The sequence below is a fragment of the Ruegeria sp. N7 genome, assembly GCF_056531345.1.
On record NZ_JBQFLR010000013.1, the window covers coordinates 40,497 to 64,008 of the forward strand.

The window sequence follows — 23,512 nt, forward strand, 5'->3', positions numbered from 1 at the left end:
CCTCCTGCTTTTTGGCTTGAAAGAACGGTAGCGACAGGACTGCACATGGACAATCCCGAAAGGGCGCGCATATTGCAGGGCATGACACAGGCATCTGACATTCTGATCGTGGGCAGCGGGCTGAACGGCCCGGCTTTGGCATTGGCTCTGGCACAAACCGGACATTCGGTCACAGTGATTGATGCGCTGGAAGAGAAGGTCCGCAAGAATGCGGCATTCGACGGGCGAGCCTATGCGCTGGCCTTGGCATCACAGCGCTTGTTGGCTGCCATCGGCGTCTGGGACCGTGTTGCGGAACACGCACAACCGATGCTGGAAATCAAGGTCACGGACGGTCACGCAGGTACAGGCCCGTCACCGTTTTTCATGCATTTCGACCATGCCGAAATAGAAGAAGGTCCGATGGGGTATATGGTCGAAGACCGTCACCTGCGCCGTGCCTTTATGGACGCTATGGCCGAAGAGCCCCGCATCACTCAGCTGAGTGGCAAGACTGTTGTGTCGCAACAAGCCGACACCACTGGAGTAACCGTGACGCTGGACGATGGTTCGACGATGAACAGCAGACTGCTGATCGGGTGCGACGGTCGCCGCAGCGGCACTGCGGACCGCGCAGGTATCAAGCGCACCGGTTGGGATTATGGCCAGACCGCACTGGTCTGCGCCATTGAACACGAGTTGCCGCATCACGGCATTGCCCATCAATTCTTCATGCCGCCGGGCCCCTTGGCGATTCTGCCGCTGACCGGCAATCGCAGTTCCATTGTATGGAGCGAACGCACCGAGGTCGCGCACCGGATCAACGCCCTGCCCGAGGATGAGTATCTGCAAGTGCTACGCCCGCGGTTTGGCGATTTCCTCGGTGACATCCACCTGGCTGGTGATCGTTTCACCTATCCTTTGAACCTGACCATCGCCAATTCCTTTATCGCTGATCGTCTGGCACTTGTCGGGGATGCTGCCCACGGGATGCACCCGATTGCCGGTCAGGGCCTGAACGCCGGTTTGCGTGACGTCGGCGCGTTGGCAGAGGTTCTGACCTTGGCAGGACGGCGCGGCGAAGACATCGGGTCGCTTATGGTGCTGGAACGCTACCAGGAATGGCGCAGGTTCGACACCGCTGCTCTTGCGATGGCAACGGATGTCTTCAACAAACTGTTCTCGAACGACAACCCGTTGCTGCGCATTGGGCGCGACGTTGGTATGGGAATTGTCGGCGCACTGCCGGGGTTGCGGCGCGGTTTCGTCCGCGAAGCCGCGGGTTTGACCGGGGATTTGCCCAAGCTGTTGCAAGGGCAGCCAATTTAGTCCAGCTGCCGTGCCTCGTCGACCAGCATGACCGGAATGCCGTTGCGGATGGGAAAAGCCAGCCCAGCGGCCTGTGACACAAGTTCCTGCCTTTCGGCGTCATAGCGCAGGGTCGTTTGCGTCTGCGGGCAGACCAAAGCTTCGAGCATACGGCGATCAAAGGCGTGTTCAGGGTCAGTCATTGCAGTTTTTCCTCATTCGATCCGCCTCGCATTGTGAATTCTATCAATGTCATCAGCGTCTCGCGCCGTGTGCGCAGGCAAGGGGCCTCTAAGAGGGCCTGTTTATCTTCCGGGTCAAAGTCCAACAGCATGGACAGTGAGTTTACCAGCAATTCATCCTCGGCATCTTTCAGCGAATCCCAGTCAGTGGACAATTGCCGGGACGAAAAGAAACGTTCCAGCAAAGCCAGGAACTTGGTGCGATTGAACCTGTCGTCGTGTTCGGCCTTGCCAAGATCCCTGTCAAAGCCGTCCCACGAGACTTCGCATCGCCGATATGGCGTGAAAGCGTCCAGCTCTGACACCACCCGGAACCGGGACACACCGGTCAGCGTGATCAGATAACGGCCATCTTCCGTTTCGGAAAACTGGGTCACGCGCCCGACACATCCGATGCGGTGCAGTTTGTTCTCATCATGGGCCGAAGGATTTGGCTGGACCATCGCGATCAGCCGTTCCTTGGTCTTGAGGGCATCGTCCAGCATCTGCAAATAGCGCGGCTCGAAGATGTGAAGCGGCAAGCGCGAGCGGGGCAACAACAGCGCCCCGGGCAAGGGGAAAACGGATACGGTGTCCGGCAAGTCGGCGGGATGCATCATGTCCCAATTCTAGCTCTGATCAGAAATTAGGCAAATATCATCGAGCTGAGTTTGCGGCGACCATTCAGAACGATCGGGTCATTGGGCTTGAGCGCGTCAAAGATCGTGAAAAGCTGGGTCTTGGCGGCCCCGTCATCCCACTCACGATCCCGGCGGAACAATTCCAGCAATTGCGCCACGGCTTCTTCCACTTCGCCGTTCGCGTGCAAGGCCTGCGCCAGGTCAAACCGGGCCTGAAGATTATCGGGATCAGCATCAACGGCCGCTGTCAGATCCGCCACCGGACCTGCATCAGCCGCCTGCTTGGCCAGCTGCAATTGCGCATGCGCAGCCTCGACCTCGGCCGAGTTGGATATTTCGGCGGGTGCACCGTTCAGGATGGCCTCGGCATGTTCCAGATCGCCAGTGGCGATATGTGCCCGCACCAGCCCGCCATATGCTGCCGCGTGGTTCGGGTCTTCGCCAAGAATGGCGGCAAAAGTCTGCGCAGCATCTGCCGCGGCGCCGTCGCTCAGCATTTCTTCGGCGGCAACTACGGCGTCATCCAATTGGCCGCCCGGGCTTTCCCCACCTGACGCCTCGATCACGCGATCCACGAAAGCCTTGATCTCGGACCCCGGCAGCGCGCCCTGAAAACCGTCCACGGGTTGCCCTTTAAAAAACGCGTAGACCGTTGGAATCGACTGGATGCGCATCTGCGAGGCGATCATCTGTGCCTCGTCCACGTTGATCTTGACCATCTTCACCGCGCCTTTGGCGGCGGTAACCGCGTCTTCCAGCATCGGGCCCAGCGTCTTGCACGGGCCGCACCAGGGTGCCCAGAAGTCAACGATAACAGGCGTTTCCTGCGAGGCTTCGATCACATCGACCATGAAAGTGGCCTCGGTCCCGTCCTTGATCAGATCGGTGGCTGGGGCGGCTGCGCCGTTCAGGATGTCCATGGCAATCACTCTTTCGTTCGAACTTGCGCTCTATATGCAATCGCTTGTCGCAGAAACCAAGGGCAGAGTTTCAGTTCAAATGTCGAAAGTCGCAAAGACCGGCGCATGATCGCTGGGCTTTTCCCACCCACGCGCGTCGCGCAGAATGCGACTGGAATGGCCCGCGTTTGAAATATCGGGCGTGGCCCAGACATGATCCAGCCGCCGCCCCTTGTCTGCCGTATCCCAGTCGCGGGCCCGGTAGGACCACCAGCTGAAAAGCTGCCCTTCGGGAATATCCTGCCGGGTGATATCGACCCAACCACCTGCGTCCTGGGTCTCGGCCAGATGTTCCACTTCGATCGGAGTGTGCGAGACGACCTTGAGCAATTGTTTGTGCGACCAGACGTCATCCTCACGCGGGGCAATGTTCAGATCGCCGACGAGGATGGATTTTTCCGGCTTTTCCGCGTGGAACCAATCGCGCATGTCCGTCAGATAGTCGAGCTTTTGGCCAAATTTCTCATTCACTTCACGATCCGGCACATCACCGCCCGCGGGGACATAGAAGTTGTGGATCGTGACACCATTCTCCAGCCGCCCGGCTATGTGGCGCGCGTGGCCGAGATCAGCGAAATCCTTGTCGCCCACCTCTTCTATCGGCAGGCGGGACAGGATGGCGACGCCATTATATCCTTTCTGGCCACGGGCAATCATGTGGGTATAGCCCAGCGCCGCGAACCCTTCGGTCGGAATCTTTTCAACCGGAGACTTGCATTCCTGCAAACACAGAACATCCGGCGCCTCTTCTTCCAACAGTTTCAGCACGATTGGTTCGCGCAGTCGGACCGAGTTGATGTTCCAGGTGGCAAGGGTGAAGGGCATGGTCAGGGAATCCTCTGTCGCGGTTGGGCGGAGGTTAACGCGGTGGGGGATGGGGTACCATCAGAAAAGAAAATCTAGGACGGGTGGCTTTCATTTTGGGGGGCATCATCGCAAATCTCGTACCAGTCCGGTTTTTCCGAAACAAATTCGTGAAACTGAACTTTCTGCTCTAACCCGGTATCCAGTGCATTTGCTGCGATTGGAAAACTATCTGCTTCTGAAATGATTTCGCCCAAAGATGTCCCGCATTTCGTGCAGAAACACCTGCCGTATTTGTAGGGCGGATCGGGCTGGTGCAGCGTTACGTTTTCCCTGCCCCGAACCCACACCAAGTCTTCTTTGTTGACAAATACGACTGTGCTGGCCCCGGCTTTTCTGCATCTTGAGCAGTGGCAGGTTCCCATCACGGATGGTTGAGACTTCAGGTTAAACTTCACCGCCCCGCACAAACAGCTTCCTTCAATCATCACGCGCTCCTCCAACCTTTCGCGAGAAATAGAACATTACAGGAACATTCAGGGTTTCGCAACGCCTGTGACGGTACAGGCGGCACATGATTTCGTCCTTCGGAAAAGAAAAAAGCCGGGCCATTCGGCCCGGCAGTCCAACAGGGAGGTGCATGTCATAACCCGGACATGCGCGGGTTGGGAGTAACCTAATTATGAGTACAGGGTATCACTTTGATCCAAGTCAATCCACACCCAGTTAAGACACTAGCCTATATCCACCGGATTCTGTGACCAAAAGGCGCGCATTTGACGGATCGGGCTCAATCTTCTGACGCAGGCGGTAGATGTGGGTTTCCAGCGTATGCGTTGTAACACCAGCATTATATCCCCAAACTTCGTGAAGCAGCACATCCCGCGCCACCACGCCGTCGGTCGAGCGGTACAGGAATTTGAGGATGTTGGTTTCCTTCTCGGTCAGGCGGATTTTTCTGTCCTCTTCCGTGATCAGCATCTTCATCGCCGGTTTGAACGTATAGGGGCCAAGTACAAATACTGCGTCCTCGGATTGTTCATGCTGGCGAAGCTGCGCACGGATACGTGCCAGAAGCACCGGGAACTTGAATGGTTTCGAAACATAGTCATTCGCGCCGGCATCCAGGCCCAGGATCGTATCGGCATCGCTGTCATGACCGGTCAGCATCAGGATCGGGCTTTTGACACCCTGTTTGCGCATGAGGCGGCACAGTTCGCGCCCGTCGGTATCCGGCAGACCCACATCAAGAATGACCAGGTCATAGATCGCTTCGCGCGCGCGCTCCATGGCAGAGTGACCGTCTGACGCCTCAAACACGTCAAAGTCTTCGGTCATGACAAGTTGCTCGCTGAGCGCCTCGCGCAGGTCCTCGTCATCGTCCACCAGCAGGATTTTCTTGAGTTGAGCCATTTCCCGGTCCTCCAAACGCTTTTCCATCACTTGCGCGTGGAATATGCAATCAACAAGATTTGCTGCAACCGTTTCACGCCTTCGTGTCAGAGTTCGCGGAAATGTTTCACATTTCCTTTCGAAAGGGCTAGGAGAAAGATTGAGCGTTATAGGGTAACATTGATGAGTCTCATCCCCGATATCACGGAACTTCTCGCCCGGGCCCGGGCCGATCTGCGCATGGGCGTTCCCGTTGCGCTGACCGATGACAGTGGCTTCAGCGTGCTTGCGGTTTCTGCCGAAACGCTCAGCCCGCAGCGTCTGGCCGACCTGAAAAAACTAGGGAATCCGGTGGTGGCCATAACTGGGCGACGCGCTGAAACCCTGAAAGCGCGGGCGTACGACGGGGATCTGGCGCGGGTTTCGATCCCGGCGGATGCAGATATCGCGTGGGTACAGGCGGTTGCTGATCCTTCCGACGATCTGAACGCGCCCATGAAGGGCCCGTTGATGACCGAGCGGCACGGCAATGCCAATCTGCACCGTATCGCAATAGCATTGGCCAAATCCGCGCGCATCCTTCCCGCTGTGGTCGTGGTACCTGTCGAGGACGGCAGGGCATTTGCCGCTTTGCACGGTTTGACCTGCATTGATCACACGCGCGCCACGCCTCATCTGGCGGATCGCAGTACTTTGCACGAAGTCGTCGCGGCCCGCCTTCCGATGGAGGTGTCCGAAGCCGGTCGGTTACACGTCTTCCGACCTGAAGACGGTGGTGAAGAGCACTATGCCGTCGAGATCGGTCGCCCGGACCGCGACAAGCCTGTGCTGGCCCGATTGCATTCTGCCTGTTTCACCGGCGATCTGATGGGAAGCCTGAAATGTGACTGCGGCCCGCAACTCCGCGGTGCCCTGGCACAGATGGGGGCAGAAGGTGCAGGCGTTCTTCTGTATCTGAATCAGGAAGGGCGCGGTATCGGTCTGGCGAACAAGATGCGCGCTTATTTCCTTCAGGATCAGGGTTTTGACACCGTTGAGGCGAACCACAGGCTGGGTTTTGAGGATGATGAGCGTGATTTTCGGCTTGGGTCGGACATATTGAAATCGCTGGGTTTCAACTCTGTCCGCTTGCTGACCAACAACCCGGCCAAAATCGCCATGATGGAACGGACAGGTATCGCAGTAACCGAGCGTGTCCCTCTGAAGGTTGGCGAAACCTCTCACAACCGGGGATACCTGGCGACCAAGGCCAAGAAGTCAGGGCATCTGCTTTGACCCCAAACGATCTTGTTCTAACTCCACGAGGCATCCGGTTTCTTGGCAGGGTGTTCCCCTGTTCCGTGGGCAAAGGCGGGTTGAGCAACGCAAAACGCGAAGGCGATGGCGCGACCCCAACTGGACATCATCGAATCGTCGGCATGCTATACCGGGCCGACCGAATGGCCGCCCCCAGCAAATGGGCCCGCGCCATTGGCCCGCGGGACTTGTGGTCTGACGACGTGTCTGAAAGCAGATACAACCACATGGTCAGCGCACCCTATGCATTCAGCCATGAAAAGTTGCGCCGCGCCGACCCCTTATACGACCTGATTCTGTTAACCGACTGGAACTGGCCAAACGCCGTTCCGGGCAGGGGATCGGCAATTTTTCTGCACCAATGGCGCAGACCCGGCTATCCAACCGAAGGCTGCGTTGCCTTTCGCCGGGACCATCTGCACTGGATATCACAGCGCATTGCCCCCGGATCATGGCTGATCATTCCTGAGGTTTAACCCGTTCGCCAAAGATGGCCGAGCCAACACGGACGTGGGTTGCGCCCAAAGCGATGGCCTGTTCGAAATCGTGACTCATCCCCATAGACAATCCATCAAGCCCGTTACGTGCAGCGATTTTGGCCAATAGCGCAAAGTGCAAAGTAGGCTCCTCATCGACCGGAGGAATGCACATCAATCCACGCACGGGCAGATCCAACGACCTGCACTCGGCAATGAAACTGTCCGCGTCCACAGGAAGGATACCGGCCTTTTGGTCTTCCTCGCCGGTGTTGACCTGAATGAACAGGTTCGGGCAGTTTCCCATTTCCTGTGCCAAACGCGCCAGTGTGTTGGCCAGTTTGGGTCGATCTACCGAATGGATCGCATTGCACAGTTCCATTGCGTGACGAGCCTTGTTGGTCTGCAACGGGCCAATGAGGTGCAGATCAATACCCTCGAACTGTTCTTTGAAAGCGGGCCACTTGCTTGCCGCCTCCTGCACGCGATTCTCGCCAAAACATCTGTGCCCTTGCTCTAGAACTGCCTGCACCCTGTCATTCGGCTGCACTTTGGACACAGCAATCAGTTTGACGGAACCTGCCGGTCGGTTCGACTTGGCTTCGGCTTTGGCGATACGTGCGGTGACGTCTTGCAACGACATGGGACCCTCATCCTGTTTTGCGCAGAAAAACACCAAGTCGACACAAAAGAAAAGGGCGAGTCCGAAGACCCGCCCTTAAACCTTGCGGTTCAGATCAGCTTAGAAGTTGAACTGAGCACCGAAGTCAGCAACGAAGGTCGAGTCTGTGCAGCTGTCACAGTCGTTGACACCGATACCACCGCGCAGCGATGCACCGCCGCCCAGGTCGTAGATCGCGCCAAGAGCAACCTGCTGAGTATCAGCAGATGCGTTACCGTCGCCGTAAGCGAAGATCAGGGTTGTTGCAGCGCCAACGTTGTAGGTTGCCGACAGACCCCATGCGGTGCCGTCAGTTGCTGCAACCTGAGTTGCGTCGTCTGCAACAAACAGAGTACCGCCGAAGTCACCCCATTCACCACCCAGGGTCAGAACGGTCAGGCTCGGATCGCTTACACCAGCAACACCAGCGTCGGTCTGGCCGTAGGCCAAAGCAGCTGTGATGTTGTTGAAGGTGTAGGTTGCGCTGATGTCCCAACGGTCTGCGTCCATAGGCACGCCGTTCAGAGCTACAGTCGCTTGGTCGTACGATGCACCAAACGAGAAGTCACCAACCGAGTACTGGAAGAACACGGCGTTCGAACCCGAACCGGTCGAAGTGTAGCCCAGGAAGTTGTAGTTAACACCCGAGTACTGACCAGCGAACAGCTCAAGACCAACTTCGTTGCCGTAGTAGTTTGCCAGGTTGTCGAAGGCACCTGCAACGTTTCCGGCGTCAACACGCAGGCCACCGTAGATGACCGAGAAGCGTGCACCGTTCAGACCAGCGCGGTTTGCTTCGCCGTTGCCGCTGTTTTCGTCAGCTTGCAGACGAACGCGGCCTTCGAAACGAACGCCACCGTCGGTTTCTGCAGAACCGTCGATGTTCAGACGGAAGCGCGAAACCAGGATCGCGTCATCAGTTTGAACAACGGCAGTACCAACGCCTGTCGCGGTACCGGTTGTCTGGACGTTTACAACGGTACCGCTACGATCTTCAACGTAACCAATACCAAAGCGGCCATAACCGCTGAAGTTAACTTCAGCTGCTGCAACGCCTGCGGTCGCAATCAGCGCCGTCGATGCGAAGAGAACTTTTTTCATCTTGTTTCCCTCGGTTTCAAAAGAGTTATCTACTCGACATATGCCTCGGCACATGTCTCAGCACGGACACCGTTTCGCTCTTTTTGCCCCCTTTGCGCAAGCTTGGCATAAAGACGTCGGCGTCATTGAGGTCAAATTGGTGCAAGGATGCCACAGTCAGTTTTCGCCCCGATGCAGCTGATACACTTACATTTCAGAAGAATGGGCTTGTTGCAGCGGGGGTCCTTGGCTAGGAGTATCCCCTGAATACTGTAGAACAAGTGAAACAGGACCTGTTTGCAATGCGCCTGCCGACGATTTTGGGAATGATCCTGCTGACCGCTGCTCTTTCGGCATGTGGGCAGAATCGAAACGCTTCGACAACATACTCCCCGAACATCGCTGGCGGCAATTCGGACGAACAAGAGCTGAATGACCCCGATCGGGCAACTATCTGGGATATCTTTGACCGCAGCACCGCCGAGCAGACCACAAACGTAAACCGGTATCTGTGGGCGGCTTCACTGGATGTACTGAGCTTCCTGCCCGTGCAGGAGGTTGATCCGTTTACCGGTGTAATCGTAACGGGTTACGGCACACCTCCGGGCGGCGGCCGATCCTACCGGGCTACTGTTCATATCAGCGATCCGGCGCTTGCCGCGCGCTCGTTGTCGGTAGCGCTTCAATCGAGCGGAGGGGCCCCGGTGAGTGCGGCAACATCCCGCGCAGTCGAGGATGCGATTCTGTCGCGCGCCCGACAGCTACGCATAGCGGACAACAAGTTCTAGCAACCCGCCGAAAATCACAATATTACCACGCCGGGTTCCTACCCGGCGTTTTCATTCACGAAGGACCGCAAAATGTCGCGCTACTCGGCCACCGAAATCGAAGCAAAATGGCAAGAGGCCTGGGACAAGGCCGGGATCTTCACCGCCAACCACAAGGCGGACAAGCCGAAATACTATGTGCTTGAGATGTTTCCCTACCCGTCTGGCCGAATCCATATGGGGCATGTGCGCAACTACACGATGGGTGACGTCATCGCGCGGCACAAATTGGCGACGGGTCACAACGTGCTGCACCCGATGGGCTGGGATGCATTCGGGATGCCTGCGGAAAATGCCGCGATGGCTATCGGGGGTCATCCGAAGGACTGGACCTACAGCAACATCGCAGACATGCGCGATCAGATGAAACCACTTGGCCTGTCCATCGACTGGTCACGTGAGTTCGCGACCTGCGACCCCGAGTATTACGGCCAACAACAGGCGCTGTTCCTCGATATGCTTGATGCCGGGCTGGTCTATCGCAAAAACGCTGTGGTGAACTGGGACCCGGTCGATATGACCGTTCTGGCCAACGAGCAGGTTGAAAATGGTCGTGGCTGGCGTTCGGGCGCATTGGTAGAGCGGCGCGAACTGACCCAGTGGTTCTTCAAGATCTCGGACTATTCCGAAGAATTGCTGGACGCGCTGGACACTTTGGACAACTGGCCCGCCAAGGTGCGCCTGATGCAGGAGAACTGGATCGGCAAGTCGCGCGGTCTGCAATTCGGCTTTGAACGCACTGATGGCGGAGAGCCGATCACCGTTTATACAACCCGCCCCGACACGCTGCTGGGCGCATCTTTCGTTGGCATCTCGCCCGATCACCCGATCGCAAAACAGCTTGAGGCCGAAAACCCCGAAGTGGCTGAATTTGTGGCCGAATGTCGCAAAGGTGGCACCACGGAAGAAGCCATCGAAACTGGCGAAAAGCTGGGCTTTGATACAGGCATCAAGGTTAAGCACCCACTGGACCCGAGCTGGGAACTGCCGGTCTGGATCGCCAATTTCATCCTGATGGATTACGGCACTGGCGCAATCTTTGCCTGCCCTGCACATGACCAGCGCGACCTCGACTTCTGCCGTAAGTACGGCCTGCCCGTGGTCGATACCTTCTTTGCGCTGGATGACGACACGCCGGTCGACAAAATTGCATTCGTCCCGCCGAAAACCGAGAAAGTTCGCTGGGTGAACCATTTTGCAGGTTTGACCGAGGCGACAGGTGACGAGGCGATCAACGCCACCGTCGATTTTGCTGAAAAAGCGGGTTGGGGCGAGGGTGTCACCAAATACCGTCTGCGCGACTGGGGCCTCAGCCGTCAGCGCTATTGGGGGTGTCCGATTCCCGTCGTGCATTGCGAAAGCTGCGGTGTGGTGCCCGAGAAGAAAGAAAACCTGCCGGTCCGCCTGCCCGACGATGTGACATTCGACAAGCCCGGCAACCCGCTGGATCGACACCCGACCTGGCGCGATTGCGCCTGCCCGTCTTGTGGCGCACCGGCCAAGCGCGAGACCGACACGATGGATACCTTCGTCGATTCGTCGTGGTATTTCGCCCGTTTCACCGCTCCGCGTGCGGAAACACCCACCGATCTGGACGAGGCCGAATACTGGATGAATGTCGACCAGTATATCGGCGGCATTGAACACGCGATTCTGCACCTGCTGTATTCACGCTTCTTCGCGCGGGCGATGAACCTCACCGGTCACTTGCCCCAAAAGGCCATCGAGCCGTTCGACGCGCTGTTCACACAAGGCATGGTGACGCATGAGATCTACCAGACGCGCGACGCCAACGGCCGCCCGGTCTATCACCTGCCCGAGGATGTGACCGACGGCAAACTGGCCGATGGTACTGAGGTCGAAATCATCCCTTCGGCCAAGATGTCGAAATCCAAGAAAAACGTGGTCGATCCAGTCAGCATCATTTCGGCCTTTGGCGCCGACACGGCCCGCTGGTTCGTGTTGTCCGATTCGCCACCCGAGAGAGACGTGGAATGGACGGCGGCAGGAGCCGAAGCCGCCTATAAGCATCTGAATCGCGTTTGGAATCTGTGTGACAGGATCGGTACCATGGAGGCCAATGCAGCGGGCGAAGGCGATGAGGACCTGTTGCGCGAGATGCACAAAACCATCCGCGACGTGACATTGGGTGTCGAAAGCTTTGGTTTCAACGCCGCCATAGCCAAGCTTTATGCTTTCACTAATACGCTGGCAAAATCCAAGGCCGGTGCGGCGGCTCAGAAACAAGCGATCAAAACACTGGCCCAGTTGATGTCACCGATGACACCACATCTGGCGGAAGATATCTGGGCGCATCAGGGTGGTGAGGGCCTTGTGGCCGTCGCCCCGTGGCCCGTCGCGGATGAGGCGATGCTGGTTGATGACACCGTCACCCTGCCGATCCAGATCAACGGCAAGCGTCGCGCGGAAATCAGCGTTCCGAAAGATATGGACAAAGCCGAGGTTGAAAATATCGCGCTCAGCACCGAAGCTGTCCAAAAGGCGCTGGATGGCAACGCGCCGAAAAAAGTGATCGTTGTTCCGGGCCGGATTGTGAATGTCGTTGTTTGATCGCAGAACATTGCTTGTGATGCCGCTGGTACTGGCTGCCTGCGGCTTCCAACCGGTTTATGCTCCGGGCGGGTCAGGCTCAGCCTTGTTCGGTCGGGTGGCGGTATCTGCGCCAAATACCGTCGAAAGCTATCTTCTGGTTCAAAACCTTGAACACCAACTGGGCCGCAGCGCGGGATCTGTCAGCGATTACACTCTGGATGTTCAGGTCTCGACCGAAACCCGCGGCGCGGCCATAACCACGACGAACGAGACAACGCGGTACACGATTGATGGACGGGCGCAATACGCGTTGAAATCCAACGAAACCGGGCAAGTCGCGGCGTCCGGCACCGTAACCGATTTTGTGGGCTATTCTGCTTCGGGCTCTACCGTGTCGACGCTGGCTGACGAACGCGATGCGAAAGAACGCCTGATGGTAATCCTGTCCGGGCATATCGTGAACCGCCTGTATTCTACGCCGGGCTTGTCCAAATGAAGTTGAGCCCGCGCGAGGCTGACGGGTATTTCGCCAAGCCGGATGCGGACAAGACCGGGCTGCTGATCTATGGTGCGGATGCCATGCGGGTGGCGCTTAAGCGGCAACAGGTTCTGGCCGCACTGCTTGGTCCCGGTGCGGAAGAGGAAATGCGCCTGGCCCGCCTGCCGGGCGGTGATTTGCGCGGCGATCCGGCGTCGCTGCTGGACGCGGTCAAGGCGGTTGGGTTTTTCCCCGGCCCGCGTGCGGTGTTTGTGGAAGACGCCACCGAAACCGCCGCGCCTGTGATTCTGGCCGCGCTTGAAGATTGGGTCCCCGGCGACGCTCAGATCATCGTGACGGCTGGTCAGCTGAAACCAAACTCGAAAATCCGTAAAGCGTTCGAAGGGCATTCTGCGGCCTATGCGATAGGCATTTATGACGACCCGCCATCGCGCGCAGAGGTCGAGCGGGTTCTGACCGAAGCGCAGCTGAAAAACATCCCCCACGATGTCATGTCTGCCATCAGCGAACTGGCCAACAGTCTCAGCCCCGGTGACTTCACCCAAACCGTTGAGAAACTGTCGCTTTACAAGCGTGGTGACAACTCTGAGCTGACCATGGAAGACATCGAAGTCTGCGCCCCGCGTTCGACCGAGGCGGCGCTTGACGACGTGCTGAACGTGGTTGCCGAAGGCCGCGCCGGTGAGATCGGGCCGCTGATCCGGCGGTTGCAGGCACAAGGCACCAACGGGGTAACCCTGTGTATTGGGGCAACCCGGCATTTCCGCACACTTTATGCCTGCGCCTCGGATCCGGGTGGTGCTGCGCAGGGTATCGGTAAGTTGCGTCCGCCGGTTTACGGCAAACGCCGTGACCGTATTCTGCGTCAGGCACAGGGCTGGGGGGCGCCCAAGCTGCAAACTGCGCTGACCGTTCTAACGGATACCGACCTCTCCCTGCGATCCGCCGGACAGACAGCCCCCTCAATGGCTCTGGTTGAGCGTGCTATGATTCGTCTGGCGATGCTTGCGCGGTCGCGCTGAGTTATCTGACCTGATCCAGCCTATCGGCAGCGGCCCGACCGGCCCAGCGACCCGTGGCAAGACAGGCCGTCAAAAGATAGCCCCCGGTTGGCGCTTCCCAATCCAGCATCTCACCTGCGCAGAATACACCCGGAATGGTTTTCAGCATCAACCCGTCATCCAACGCGGATCGTTTCACGCCGCCTGCCGTCGAAATGGCCTCATCCATCGGTCGCAGCCCCGCGTGCAGGATTGGCAGTTTCTTGAGAACCTCCACTTCGCCGGGCAGCGGCAACTGACTGCGTTTTGCCATCTCGTGAAACACGGCAATCTTCTGCGGTGACAGGTTCAACGATTTTCTCATCCATTGCGAAAACGTGGTTTTCGACTTTCTGGACGACCATCTCGCCCGCAAGGATTGCAGGTCCAGATCAGGTGCCAGATCGACATAAAGTGGCTGCCCATTGCGCAAAGCAGGGGTGAGGGTGTAAAGCCCGCCTCCCTCCAGCCCGGTTGCCGAGATTGCGGCCTCGCCGCGGCTATCCTGGTCACCGGCCATCCACCGAACCGATTTCAGCGCCGCCCCGAAATGTGGCTGCATATGAGGGCTCCAGTCCACCGACAGGGCTGAATTCGCAGGTTCGAACCGTGCCAGTTCCACGCCCCTGCTGGACAAGATTTGCGCCCACTGACCATCCGACCCAAGGCGGGCCCAGCTTGCCCCGCCCAGTGCCAGAACGGTTACAGAAGCAATCAGGTTTTGCGGCCCGTCCGGGGTCTCAAATACCAGCGCATCAGCTTCCCAACCTTTCCATCGCCAACGGGTTTTGATCTCAACCCCGGCTGCGTCCAGTCGCGCAAGCCATGCGCGCAACAAGGGCGACGCCTTCATGGCCTCGGGAAAAACCCGCCCGGTGGAGCCCGTGAATAATGTCTGGCCCAATCCACGCGCCCAGTGCTGCACGGCTTGCGCATCAAAGGCGGTGATCATCGGGCGCAACCAGTCCGCCGCATTGGCATACGACCGCATCAGTGTCTCAGGCGGTTCGTCCTTTGTCAGGTTCAGCCCCGATTTACCTGCCATCAGAAATTTGCGCGCAACCGAGGGCTTGGCTTCGGCAACCAGTACGGAATGCCCGGCCTCGGCCAGTTGCTCGGCCGCCATCAACCCTGCGGGGCCTGCTCCGATCACCACTGCCTGCGCCATTCGCACCCTCTTGCCTTCGCCATCCATCGGCGCAAGTTTCAAACCATTATGACGAACACCGATCCGATCTGCCCGCTCTGCGACCGCTCAATCCCCAGCGGGGGTGGCAGCCTGCATCATCTGATCCCAAAACTCAAAGGAGGCAAGGGCGGACCCACCGTTCTTCTGCACCAGATTTGCCACAAAGAGGTCCATGCCACCCTGACCGAGGCCGAACTGGCGCGCAGTTACAACACGGTCGCAGCCTTGCGCGCGCATCCCAGGCTTGAGAAATTCCTGATCTGGGTGCGTAAACGCCCACCTGGATTTCGGTCGAAAGTTCCGGGCAAGCGACGCAACAGGTGATCAGCCAGGCAGGACCGGATCGCCAAAGGCGTCTTTCAAAGGTGCGGCCAACCCCTCGACTTCTATTCCCTGGTAATCCGGTACGGGCGCAAACTGCGCACCCGCAAGATGCTGGAACTCCAATGTCGTATACGGTCGCTTCCACAACCATTCGCGATTCTCGACGGCCCACAAATCGGGGTTTGGAGGGGTTTCGTCGGTAAAGGCGTAGAAATGCAGATCAAAGCCATGGGGGGCCACCTCCTGCATCGACAGCAAGGACATACCTTGCGCGCGCCAAAACGCGTCTTCACCTGCGATATCACCGGTCCGAAGGGTTATCTGACCGATCCGGGCCTGCGCAATCGGAGCGTCCCGGTCCGCCGCCTGCGCCGGTTTGTTACCTTCGAAATCATGTTGCAGCAATTCGATGACAAACCCTTCGGGATCAGCCAGATGGCACATATACCCGATATCCAAAAACTGGCTCGGCGTGCTTACCGCAGTACCCAGCGCGCGCAGATGCGCTGCCGCAAGATCGACATCAGGAACGGTAATTCCGATCTTCCAATATCTTTGGCCCCGGTCATGGGTGTATCCGCCACCACCCGGCAACAGCAGAAGGTCCGCATCTTCCGAATTGTAGCCGACGCGGTAACCTGATCCCTGCCGGTCAACCCGCATACCCAGAACGTCGCGATAGAATACGGCCAGTCCTTCCGGGTCAGCGACCCGCAACCGAACGGCCGAAATCCTCATGAACACATCCTTGCGATATCCCTGGCGACAACGAGGTCAGCGTTCACGCTGTCTGCCACAAAGTCACGCGCGGTTTGCATCAGATGATCGGGCTCGACGATCCGGTCAACCAGACCAAAGTCATACGCCTCTTGCGCGGTGATCCTCTGACCTGCCATCAGGATCAACTTGGTTCTGGCCGGGCCCACCAAAGCCGCCAGCCGTTTCGGATCGGACGGTTGTGGCAGGAACCCCAGCTTCATCACCGGATAGAAGAACTTGGCTGTTGGCACCGCAATGCGAAGGTCACAGGCCAAAGCCATGCCATTGGCCCCGCCAGCCAAAGTTCCGTTCAACGCGGCAATAGTCAGACAGGGCAATGCGGCGATGGCACCGGACAGTCTTTCCCAGACGTCAGAGGTGGCCAGACCGGCGCGCGCCTCGTCCAGATCGGCCCCCGCGCTGAACACTTTGCCCGCGCCCGTCAGGATCAGCGCCCGCGCGCTGGTTGCGGCCTCGGCAATCCCGACCAGTTCATTCAGCATCGCTCCGGTCAGGGCGTTTGCCTTTTCGGGATTGTTGATCGTAACGACCCACAGGCCATCCTCTTTCCTCAGGTCGATCATATCAACCCGACCCTTTTTCGGATGTCTTCCAGACGCAGCGAGATTTCCGTTCCCAAATACTCATCCGCGTCCTTGGAACACATCCACAACAAGGCACGTGCAGGCCAGTCTGCGGGAATATGCGCGTCCCAGTCCAGTTGACTGACCGGATTGATGCCGCTTGCCTTGATGGACCGCTGCATATCCGTGGCAACCGTCCCCGGCGACAGCCCCATGGCGCGAATACCGTGTTGGGCTTCTTCCAGATGCAGGCATTCCGTCAGCATTTTTGCCCCGGCCTTTGACGCGCAATAATGGCTCCACGCCTCAACCGGGTTGGACGCCGCGCCGGACGAGACGGTCAGAATGCTTCCGCCCCCGGCGGCCCGCATCACCGGCAATGCCGCACGCATCCCGTAGAAAACACCTTTGAGGTTGATATCGATGGCTTTGCTCCAGGCCTCAGGATCGGCGTTTGTAAGATGAAAGATTGGATCGATCACACCGGCATTGCCAATCAGAACATCCAGCCCACCGAACCGATCCACACATGTGGCCACAGCCTGCTCGACCTGCGCGAAATCGCTGACATCGCAGGCCAGCGCGATGGCCTGATCACCCAGTTCAGCGGCCAAGGCATCAATCTGATTTCGGCTGCGGGCCACTAATGCGACATTGGCCCCGGCTGCGGCAAAAACGCGCCCCGCTTCGGCCCCGATGCCACGGCTGGCCCCGGTTATCAGAACTGTTTTCCCCTGCATTCGCCTCTCCTCACGCATTGTTATCGATCCCGGCAACAGCCGTAACGCGGAAACGGGGAGATGGTCCAGCCCTTGCCCCCTTGACGATAGGTGCCACAACCCCGACCATGCGCCGCAAATTGATCAAGAAGGGTTACCTTATGTCCGTTTTCCTCCACCGCAGCTGCGGTGCTGTTCTGGCTTACGCAGTTGCGACCCAGGGCGCGTTCGCCGACCTTACTGCAAATGATGTCTGGTCCGACTGGCAAAGCTATTTCACTTCAATGGGCTACACCGTTACAGGCGACGAAAGCATCGCCGGTGACGTCACCACTATTTCGAACATGACACTTTCTTTGACCTTTCCGGAAGAAGACGGGCAGTTCCAGATGGTCATGCCTGAAATGACGCTGACCGAAAATGGTGACGGAACCGTTACCATCGGACTGCCCGAAAGCTTTCCCATGGATGTCACGGGAAAAGCCGATGATGAAGAGTTTGCAGCCAAAGTGATTTATTCGCACAGCCAACTGAACATGGTTGTTTCGGGTACACCCGAAGACATGACCTATGACTACACTGCTGACAAACTGGGCATTGCGCTGGATTCGATTGAAGTTGATGGCGAACCGCTGCCGAACGAGGTTTTCAGCATCGCGGTCGAGGCAGGTGATCTGGCCGGTCGGTCGCGGATGCAAATCGGCGAACACCGAAGCATCACCCAGACATTCAACAGCGATACACTGACCTATGACCTGAACTTTCAGGATCCGGAAAACGGTGAAAGCGGGCTGATCAATGGCCAACTGGGCCAACTGGCCTTTGAAGGCGAAAACGTGATCCCGCTGGATTTTGACATGTCTGATCCGCAGGCGTTTTACCAAGCGGGTTTCGCCTTTGATGGCACGTTTACCTATGCATCCGGCAGCACCGATCTGAGCGGGACCAGCGAAGGCCAGGCGTTCTCGATGAACAGCACCTCGGAGGGTGGACGCTTTGCCGCCAGCATCGACGCCGAGCGTATCGCCTATGACATCGCGCAGAACAGCACCAAACTGGCGGTTACAACAGCAGACCTGCCATTCCCGATCGAGTTGTCCATGGCCAGCGCAGGGTTGAATTTCGAATTCCCGATCCAGCAATCGGACGAAATACAGCCCTTCGCCTTTGGCCTCAACATGACCGATTTCACCATGTCTGATGTCCTGTGGGGCATTTTTGACCCGGCAGGCGCGCTGCCCCGCGATCCGGCGACAATTGCGCTGGACACGACCGGCACGGCAAAAGTTCTGATGAACATCTTCGATCCAGAAATCGACGTTGAGTCGGACGAAGCTCCGGGCGAGCTGCATTCGCTGAAAATCAGCCAGCTTCTGGTTTCGTTGGTTGGTGCCAAACTGACAGGTGATGGCGATTTCGCCTTCGACAATTCGAACACAGAAGAGTTTGGGGGAATGCCCAGCCCAAGCGGCGTGGCGAACCTGAAACTTGTTGGCGCCAATCAGCTGATCGATACGCTGATCGGCATGGGCCTCATTTCGGATGACGATGCGCTGGGCGCGCGGATGATGATGGGTCTGATGGCTGTCCCCGGCGATGAGCCTGACACCCTGAACTCGACCATCGAATTCACCGAAGACGGCCAGATTTTAGCGAATGGCCAGCGTATCAAGTGATACCTATCTGAAAGGGCCGCGCAGTGCGGCCCTTTCCATTCCTGTGAACCTTGTGCAAAACTTGGTAGCGGCATGGATTAATCACGATCCACACAGCCCAATCCGGTCACAGGTCTTGCGGGGCGGGCAGTGCGAGGCTAGGTCCTTGGCAATCAACCCGGAGACCTCATGACCCGCACACCAGAAGAAATCAGCCAACAATTGCTCGATGTTGCTCGCCGGGCAGGCGCAGAGGCAGCAGATGCCATCGTTCTCGAAGGGTCCTCGGTCTCGGTCGATGTGCGGGGCGGCGCACTGGAACATGCGGAACGCTCGGAAGGCGCTGATCTGGGTTTGCGCGTGTTTCTGGGTAAACGCTCAGCCATTGTGTCCAGCTCTGACAGCCGCCCGGAAACCCTTGCGGCGATGGTCGAACGCGCCGTGGCCATGGCAAAAGAAGCGCCCGAAGACCCCTATTCCGGGCTGGCGGACAAAAGCCAACTGGCCAGTGACTGGGATATTCAGTCACTGGAATTGCTGGACACTGCCCCGGCCCCGTCCGCGGAAAGCCTGATGCAGGATGCGCTGGCCGCCGAAGCCGCAGCACTGGCGGTAAAAGGCGTCACGCAGGTGTCGGATGCTGCTGCAAGCTACGGAACACACCGGGTGCATCTGGCGGCTACAAACGGGTTTTCCGGTGGGTATGAGCGCAGCAGCCGATCCATCTCATGCGTTGCGATCTCGGGTGAAGGCACCGGGATGGAGCGCGACTATGACGGTGACAGCCGGACGTTTCAATCCGACCTGCGCGACGCGGCTGAGATTGGGCGCACCGCAGGGGAACGCGCTGTGCAACAGGTTGGCGCGCGCAAACCTGCGACCGGCAGTTTCCCGGTGTTGTTTGATGAACGTATCTCGTCTTCGCTGATCGGGCATCTTCTGGCCGCCAGCAATGGGGCCGCTATTGCGCGGGGCGCGTCTTGGCTCAAGGATTGTCTTGGGCAGGATGTTCTGCCCGCGCATCTGTCGCTGATCGAAGATCCGCACCGCCCGCGTATCTCAGGCTCGCGCCCATTTGATGCAGAAGGCCTGCCAACGCAGCGCCGGGTGATCGTGGAAAACGGTGTCCTGACGGGCTGGACGCTGGATCTGTCGAGTGGCCGCAAGCTGGGCATGGACTCCACAGGCAACGCTGCGCGCGGGGTGTCCGGCCCACCCTCGCCCAGCAACTGGAACCTGAGCCTGACGCAAGGGACCCGCAGTCGCGAAGATCTGCTGCGCGATATGGGAACCGGTTTGCTGGTCACGTCCATGATCGGATCGACGATCAACCCCAATACAGGCGACTATTCCCGTGGTGCATCAGGGTTTTGGGTCGAAAACGGTGTGATCACGCATCCTGTCAACGAATGCACCATCGCAGGTAATCTGCGTGATATGTTGCGGCGGATCATTCCCGCCAATGACGCGCGCAGATATTTGTCGCGCGTGGTCCCGTCGCTGTTGATCGAAGGAATGACACTTGCCGGCAACTGATCTGCCCCTTCTGATTGAGGCCGCGATTGAGGCCGGCAAGATCGCTACACGCTATTCCGGGACGCAAGCACAGCGTTGGGACAAACCCGGTGGCGCCGGTCCGGTGACCGAGGCCGATCTGGCCGTCAACGCGATGCTGGAAGAAAAGCTGTGCGCTGCGCGACCGGGCTATGGCTGGCTCAGCGAGGAATCCGAGGATTCGCCCGAGCGCTTGGACCGCAGCAACGCCTTTATCGTTGATCCGATTGACGGCACCCGCAGCTTTACCGAAGGCGCGCGCACTTGGGCGCATTCGCTGGCCGTTGCAGTCGATGGCATTGTGACTGCCGCTGTAATCTACCTGCCGATGCGCGACTTGCTTTATGCTGCGGCGCAGGGTCAGGGCGCCACTCTCAACGGGCAAAAGATTACGACGTCGAAAACGCCTGAGCTACTGCAATCTCAGGTTCTGGCCGCCAAACCAAATCTGGACGCACAGCACTGGCGCAATCAGAATGTTCCAGCCTTCCACCGCGCATATCGACCCTCGCTTGCCTATCGCATGGCTCTGGTCGCGCAGGGGCGGTTCGATGCCATGCTGACCCTTCGCCCCAGCTGGGAATGGGATATTGCCGCTGGCGATCTGATCATCCGAGAGGCAGGCGGCGTCTGTTCAGACCGTTTGGGTCAACCGCTGATCTTCAACAATGCCCACCCCAGGCTGAATGGCGTAATCGCCGCCAGCACCGCGATCCACGGGCAACTGTGGGCTCAGCTGGACCCGATCGGGCCCGGAATCGGCGCATGAGCAAACCGCGCTCATTAAGCCTTGCCGCTTATCGGGTGCTGTCCTGGAGAATGCGGAACGGCGTTGGTGTAAAAACCGACCTGCCACGCCCCGAAGGCGAGGTCGTGTGGATGCACGTCGCCACGCCAGACCGCCTGCGGGCGGTGAGTGATTTTTGCCGCCGGTTGCTTCAGTCCCGATCCGAGCTGCACTTTCTACTGACCGCCCCGCCGGACGCGGAACTGTCTGCCTGGCCGGAATGCAGTTTTCCCCTGATCAACCTGCCTCAGGAACAGAGCGGGGCCGCGCGTGACTTTATCGAATATTGGCGCCCAGGTATCGGGATTTGGGTCGGTGGTGATCTGATGCCCAACATCATAACCCGAGCCGATGAACAGGCCGTACCCTTGGTGTTGTTCGACGCCCAATTTACCGTTGCACTGTCCAGGAACGCGCGCTGGCTGCCAGACATAACCAGAGTGACCTTTAGCTGCTTTCGCAAGATACTGACTGCAAATTCTGAAACCGCCCGGCACATCCGGAGACTTGGCATCCCGTTTTCAACAGTCGAAGAATCGCCACCTTTGCGCATCAGCCCAAATCCAAGACCTTGGCCAGAAGACGAGCTGATCGAAACCAACCACACGCTGGCAGGGCGGCCTGTTTGGCTGGCTGCCTGGGTGCAGGACAAAGAGTTCATTTCGGTTCTGACAGCACATCGTCAGGCATTGCGCCTGTTGCACCGGCTGGTTCTGGTACTTCACGTCGCCGACGTTCACGAGGCTGCCCCCCTAAAACGGCGGCTGGAGACGATGGATTTACGCTGTGTCAACTGGGACGATGGTGGCTTGATCGAAGACAGCACGCAGGTCGTTCTGACTGCCGACCCCGAAAATCTGGGGTTGTGGCACCGGGTGTCGGCAGTGACGTTCATGGCCAGTTCACTGGAACGCGGCGCTGGTGGTCAGGACCCGTCCGACGCAATCGCGCTGGGGTCGGCCATAATTTCTGGACCATTTGTGCATCGCCATCACGAGCTTTACGCCCACCTTCAACAGGCAGGGGCAGCCAATGAGGTCAAGTCAGCAACCGAGTTGGGCGATGCCGTCGTACAGCTTCTGGCACCAGACCGCGCCGCTGACATGGCTTTGGCTGGATGGCAGATAATCACCGAAGGTGCGCCGCAGGCAGACACCCTCATCGAAATGGTGCAGGATATTCTGGACCAGCGGAGCGCAGATCATGCGGGCACCTGATTTCTGGAACAGTCCTCCGGACCAGCCGGATCTGAGGGCGCGGCTTCTGGCCCCGCTGGGCCGCCTTTATGCTGCGGCGACGGCCCGCAGGATTGCCTCGAAATCAGGGGAAAATCCCGGTGTGCCCGTGATCTGCATCGGCAATCTGAATGCAGGAGGAACCGGGAAAACGCCCACCGTGATCTGGACCCTCGAACAACTGGGTAATGCCTGGCACAAGCCCCATGTCGTGACACGAGGACATGGCGGGTCACTGGAAGGCCCGGTGCAGGTCGATCCGGGCAGGCACTCCGCCGCCGAGGTGGGGGACGAGCCGCTGTTGCTGGCGATGTTTGCCGAGGTCTGGGTTGCCAAGGATCGGGCGGCGGGCGCGCGTGCAGCGGCCGCAGCGGGGGCAACAGTGATCGTTCTGGATGATGGCTTTCAGAACCCTTCGGTCGCCAAGGATTTCTCGATTATCGTTGTGGACGCCCAGCGCGGATTTGGAAACGGCTTATGCCTGCCAGCCGGTCCACTGCGAGAGCCCGTCGATACCGGCCTGCAACGGGCCGATCTTGTACTGTCCTTGGGGGAAGAGGCGGCACAAAAGGTATTTGCCAACAACTGGAAAGGCCGGTTGACCGTTCCTCATGTCACCGGGGCAGTCGAACCCCTGCAAACCGGTATGGATTGGTCAGAAACGCGTGCGTTGGCGTTCGCAGGCATCGGCTATCCCGAAAAGTTCTTCCAAACCCTGCGACGGCTGGGTGTGGATCTGGTACGGGCCGAGGCGTTGGACGATCACCAGCCGTTGACACAAGCCCTGATGACCCGACTGGAAAACGAGGCGCGTTTGCTGGACGCTCAGATGGTCACCACCGAAAAAGACGCCGTTCGCCTGCCCCCCGCTTTCCGAAGCAAGGTGATCACTTTGCCGGTTCGGCTTCAAATTTCAGATGCCGACAGGGTCAGGGACATGCTTTTGAAAGCCGCCCCTTCACCAAAGTAA

General features: G+C 58.5%; 25 protein-coding genes. 13 read left to right on the forward strand and 12 right to left on the reverse strand.

Annotated features, from left to right (window positions below; all coding sequences use genetic code 11):
- Nucleotides 1-45: 45 nt before the first annotated feature.
- Nucleotides 46-1,308 carry an FAD-dependent monooxygenase gene (locus ACR0ES_RS14360; RefSeq protein ID WP_480871118.1) on the forward strand — a complete coding sequence of 421 codons (1,263 nt, stop codon included), beginning with the start codon at nt 46-48 and terminating at the stop codon, nt 1,306-1,308.
- Here the strand turns inward: ACR0ES_RS14360 and ACR0ES_RS14365 are convergent.
- The 6 genes from ACR0ES_RS14365 to ACR0ES_RS14390 all read right to left on the reverse strand — a co-directional run bounded on the left by ACR0ES_RS14365 (nt 1,305) and on the right by ACR0ES_RS14390 (nt 5,325).
- Nucleotides 1,305-1,490, reverse strand: a complete 186-nt coding sequence (locus ACR0ES_RS14365) for a Trm112 family protein (protein ID WP_209504973.1) — start codon at nt 1,488-1,490, stop codon at nt 1,305-1,307. The genes ACR0ES_RS14360 and ACR0ES_RS14365 overlap by 4 nt on opposite strands.
- Nucleotides 1,487-2,128: an LON peptidase substrate-binding domain-containing protein gene (locus tag ACR0ES_RS14370; RefSeq protein ID WP_480871120.1), complete on the reverse strand. Its 642-nt coding sequence runs from the start codon at nt 2,126-2,128 to the stop codon at nt 1,487-1,489. Before ACR0ES_RS14370 ends, ACR0ES_RS14365 begins: the two co-directional genes overlap by 4 nt.
- A 26-nt stretch (nt 2,129-2,154) precedes the next feature.
- Nucleotides 2,155-3,069 carry a thioredoxin gene (trxA, locus tag ACR0ES_RS14375; RefSeq protein ID WP_267364326.1) on the reverse strand — a complete coding sequence of 305 codons (915 nt, stop codon included), beginning with the start codon at nt 3,067-3,069 and terminating at the stop codon, nt 2,155-2,157.
- Between the two features lie 75 nt (nt 3,070-3,144).
- A complete protein-coding gene (locus tag ACR0ES_RS14380; RefSeq protein WP_480774093.1) occupies nt 3,145-3,933 on the reverse strand; it encodes an exodeoxyribonuclease III in 789 nt (262 codons plus the stop codon).
- Nucleotides 3,934-4,007: 74 nt separating this feature from the next.
- Nucleotides 4,008-4,400 (reverse strand): GFA family protein, encoded by a 393-nt coding sequence (locus ACR0ES_RS14385; RefSeq protein WP_267364337.1) that lies wholly within the window; start codon nt 4,398-4,400, stop codon nt 4,008-4,010.
- A 238-nt stretch (nt 4,401-4,638) separates the two neighbouring features.
- Nucleotides 4,639-5,325: a response regulator transcription factor gene (locus ACR0ES_RS14390; protein ID WP_171724917.1), complete on the reverse strand. Its 687-nt coding sequence runs from the start codon at nt 5,323-5,325 to the stop codon at nt 4,639-4,641.
- Nucleotides 5,326-5,487: 162 nt separating this feature from the next.
- Here ACR0ES_RS14390 and ribA point away from each other — a divergent pair, with 162 nt between their 5' ends.
- Nucleotides 5,488-6,579, forward strand: coding sequence for a GTP cyclohydrolase II (ribA, locus tag ACR0ES_RS14395; protein ID WP_480539617.1), 1,092 nt, complete (start codon nt 5,488-5,490; stop codon nt 6,577-6,579).
- Nucleotides 6,576-7,076 carry a L,D-transpeptidase family protein gene (locus ACR0ES_RS14400; RefSeq protein WP_480488605.1) on the forward strand — a complete coding sequence of 167 codons (501 nt, stop codon included), beginning with the start codon at nt 6,576-6,578 and terminating at the stop codon, nt 7,074-7,076. Before ribA ends, ACR0ES_RS14400 begins: the two co-directional genes overlap by 4 nt.
- Here the strand turns inward: ACR0ES_RS14400 and ACR0ES_RS14405 are convergent.
- Together ACR0ES_RS14405 and ACR0ES_RS14410 are read right to left on the reverse strand one after the other, a co-directional pair.
- Nucleotides 7,060-7,719 carry a YggS family pyridoxal phosphate-dependent enzyme gene (locus ACR0ES_RS14405; protein ID WP_480774096.1) on the reverse strand — a complete coding sequence of 220 codons (660 nt, stop codon included), beginning with the start codon at nt 7,717-7,719 and terminating at the stop codon, nt 7,060-7,062. The genes ACR0ES_RS14400 and ACR0ES_RS14405 overlap by 17 nt on opposite strands.
- A gap of 99 nt (nt 7,720-7,818) precedes the next feature.
- Nucleotides 7,819-8,838, reverse strand: coding sequence for a porin (locus ACR0ES_RS14410; protein ID WP_480539619.1), 1,020 nt, complete (start codon nt 8,836-8,838; stop codon nt 7,819-7,821).
- 281 nt (nt 8,839-9,119) lie between these two features.
- Here ACR0ES_RS14410 and ACR0ES_RS14415 point away from each other — a divergent pair, with 281 nt between their 5' ends.
- From ACR0ES_RS14415 to holA, 4 genes are all read left to right on the forward strand, one after another.
- Entirely contained in the window at nt 9,120-9,605 is a 486-nt protein-coding gene (locus ACR0ES_RS14415) for a DUF3576 domain-containing protein (protein ID WP_480484184.1), read from the forward strand.
- 72 nt (nt 9,606-9,677) lie between these two features.
- A complete protein-coding gene (leuS, locus tag ACR0ES_RS14420) occupies nt 9,678-12,215 on the forward strand; it encodes a leucine--tRNA ligase (RefSeq protein ID WP_480539621.1) in 2,538 nt (845 codons plus the stop codon).
- The gene (gene lptE, locus ACR0ES_RS14425) at nt 12,202-12,693 is read left to right on the forward strand and encodes an LPS assembly lipoprotein LptE (protein WP_267364334.1); all 492 of its coding nucleotides are present in this window, start codon (nt 12,202-12,204) and stop codon (nt 12,691-12,693) included. Before leuS ends, lptE begins: the two co-directional genes overlap by 14 nt.
- Complete coding sequence (gene holA / locus ACR0ES_RS14430; protein WP_480774098.1) at nt 12,690-13,718, forward strand: DNA polymerase III subunit delta; 1,029 nt, start codon at nt 12,690-12,692, stop codon at nt 13,716-13,718. Before lptE ends, holA begins: the two co-directional genes overlap by 4 nt.
- Before the next feature lies 1 nt (nt 13,719).
- Here the strand turns inward: holA and ACR0ES_RS14435 are convergent, their stop codons facing one another.
- On the reverse strand, nt 13,720-14,904 hold the full coding sequence (locus ACR0ES_RS14435; protein ID WP_480871122.1) for a TIGR03862 family flavoprotein: 1,185 nt from the start codon (nt 14,902-14,904) through the stop codon (nt 13,720-13,722).
- 48 nt (nt 14,905-14,952) lie between these two features.
- Between ACR0ES_RS14435 and ACR0ES_RS14440 the strand changes: the two genes are divergently transcribed.
- Complete coding sequence (locus tag ACR0ES_RS14440; protein ID WP_480588317.1) at nt 14,953-15,249, forward strand: HNH endonuclease; 297 nt, start codon at nt 14,953-14,955, stop codon at nt 15,247-15,249.
- On the opposite strand, the gene ACR0ES_RS14445 is transcribed toward ACR0ES_RS14440, so the two are convergent.
- Genes ACR0ES_RS14445 through ACR0ES_RS14455 form a run of 3 tightly spaced genes read right to left on the reverse strand, consistent with a single transcriptional unit; the run spans nt 15,250 to nt 17,332 of the window.
- Entirely contained in the window at nt 15,250-15,987 is a 738-nt protein-coding gene (locus tag ACR0ES_RS14445) for a VOC family protein (RefSeq protein WP_480871124.1), read from the reverse strand.
- Nucleotides 15,984-16,592 (reverse strand): enoyl-CoA hydratase/isomerase family protein, encoded by a 609-nt coding sequence (locus ACR0ES_RS14450; RefSeq protein WP_480871126.1) that lies wholly within the window; start codon nt 16,590-16,592, stop codon nt 15,984-15,986. The genes ACR0ES_RS14445 and ACR0ES_RS14450 overlap by 4 nt, the downstream gene beginning before the upstream one ends.
- On the reverse strand, nt 16,589-17,332 hold the full coding sequence (locus tag ACR0ES_RS14455) for an SDR family oxidoreductase (protein WP_480539630.1): 744 nt from the start codon (nt 17,330-17,332) through the stop codon (nt 16,589-16,591). Before ACR0ES_RS14455 ends, ACR0ES_RS14450 begins: the two co-directional genes overlap by 4 nt.
- Before the next feature lie 140 nt (nt 17,333-17,472).
- Here ACR0ES_RS14455 and ACR0ES_RS14460 point away from each other — a divergent pair, with 140 nt between their 5' ends.
- The 5 genes from ACR0ES_RS14460 to lpxK all read left to right on the forward strand — a co-directional run bounded on the left by ACR0ES_RS14460 (nt 17,473) and on the right by lpxK (nt 23,512).
- A complete protein-coding gene (locus tag ACR0ES_RS14460) occupies nt 17,473-18,987 on the forward strand; it encodes a DUF2125 domain-containing protein (RefSeq protein WP_480871129.1) in 1,515 nt (504 codons plus the stop codon).
- Nucleotides 18,988-19,155: 168 nt separating this feature from the next.
- The gene (locus ACR0ES_RS14465) at nt 19,156-20,502 is read left to right on the forward strand and encodes a TldD/PmbA family protein (RefSeq protein WP_480871131.1); all 1,347 of its coding nucleotides are present in this window, start codon (nt 19,156-19,158) and stop codon (nt 20,500-20,502) included.
- The gene (locus ACR0ES_RS14470; protein ID WP_480774102.1) at nt 20,489-21,289 is read left to right on the forward strand and encodes an inositol monophosphatase family protein; all 801 of its coding nucleotides are present in this window, start codon (nt 20,489-20,491) and stop codon (nt 21,287-21,289) included. Before ACR0ES_RS14465 ends, ACR0ES_RS14470 begins: the two co-directional genes overlap by 14 nt.
- Nucleotides 21,286-22,524, forward strand: a complete 1,239-nt coding sequence (locus ACR0ES_RS14475) for a 3-deoxy-D-manno-octulosonic acid transferase (protein WP_480774103.1) — start codon at nt 21,286-21,288, stop codon at nt 22,522-22,524. The genes ACR0ES_RS14470 and ACR0ES_RS14475 overlap by 4 nt, the downstream gene beginning before the upstream one ends.
- Complete coding sequence (gene lpxK / locus ACR0ES_RS14480) at nt 22,511-23,512, forward strand: tetraacyldisaccharide 4'-kinase (protein ID WP_480506434.1); 1,002 nt, start codon at nt 22,511-22,513, stop codon at nt 23,510-23,512. The genes ACR0ES_RS14475 and lpxK overlap by 14 nt, the downstream gene beginning before the upstream one ends.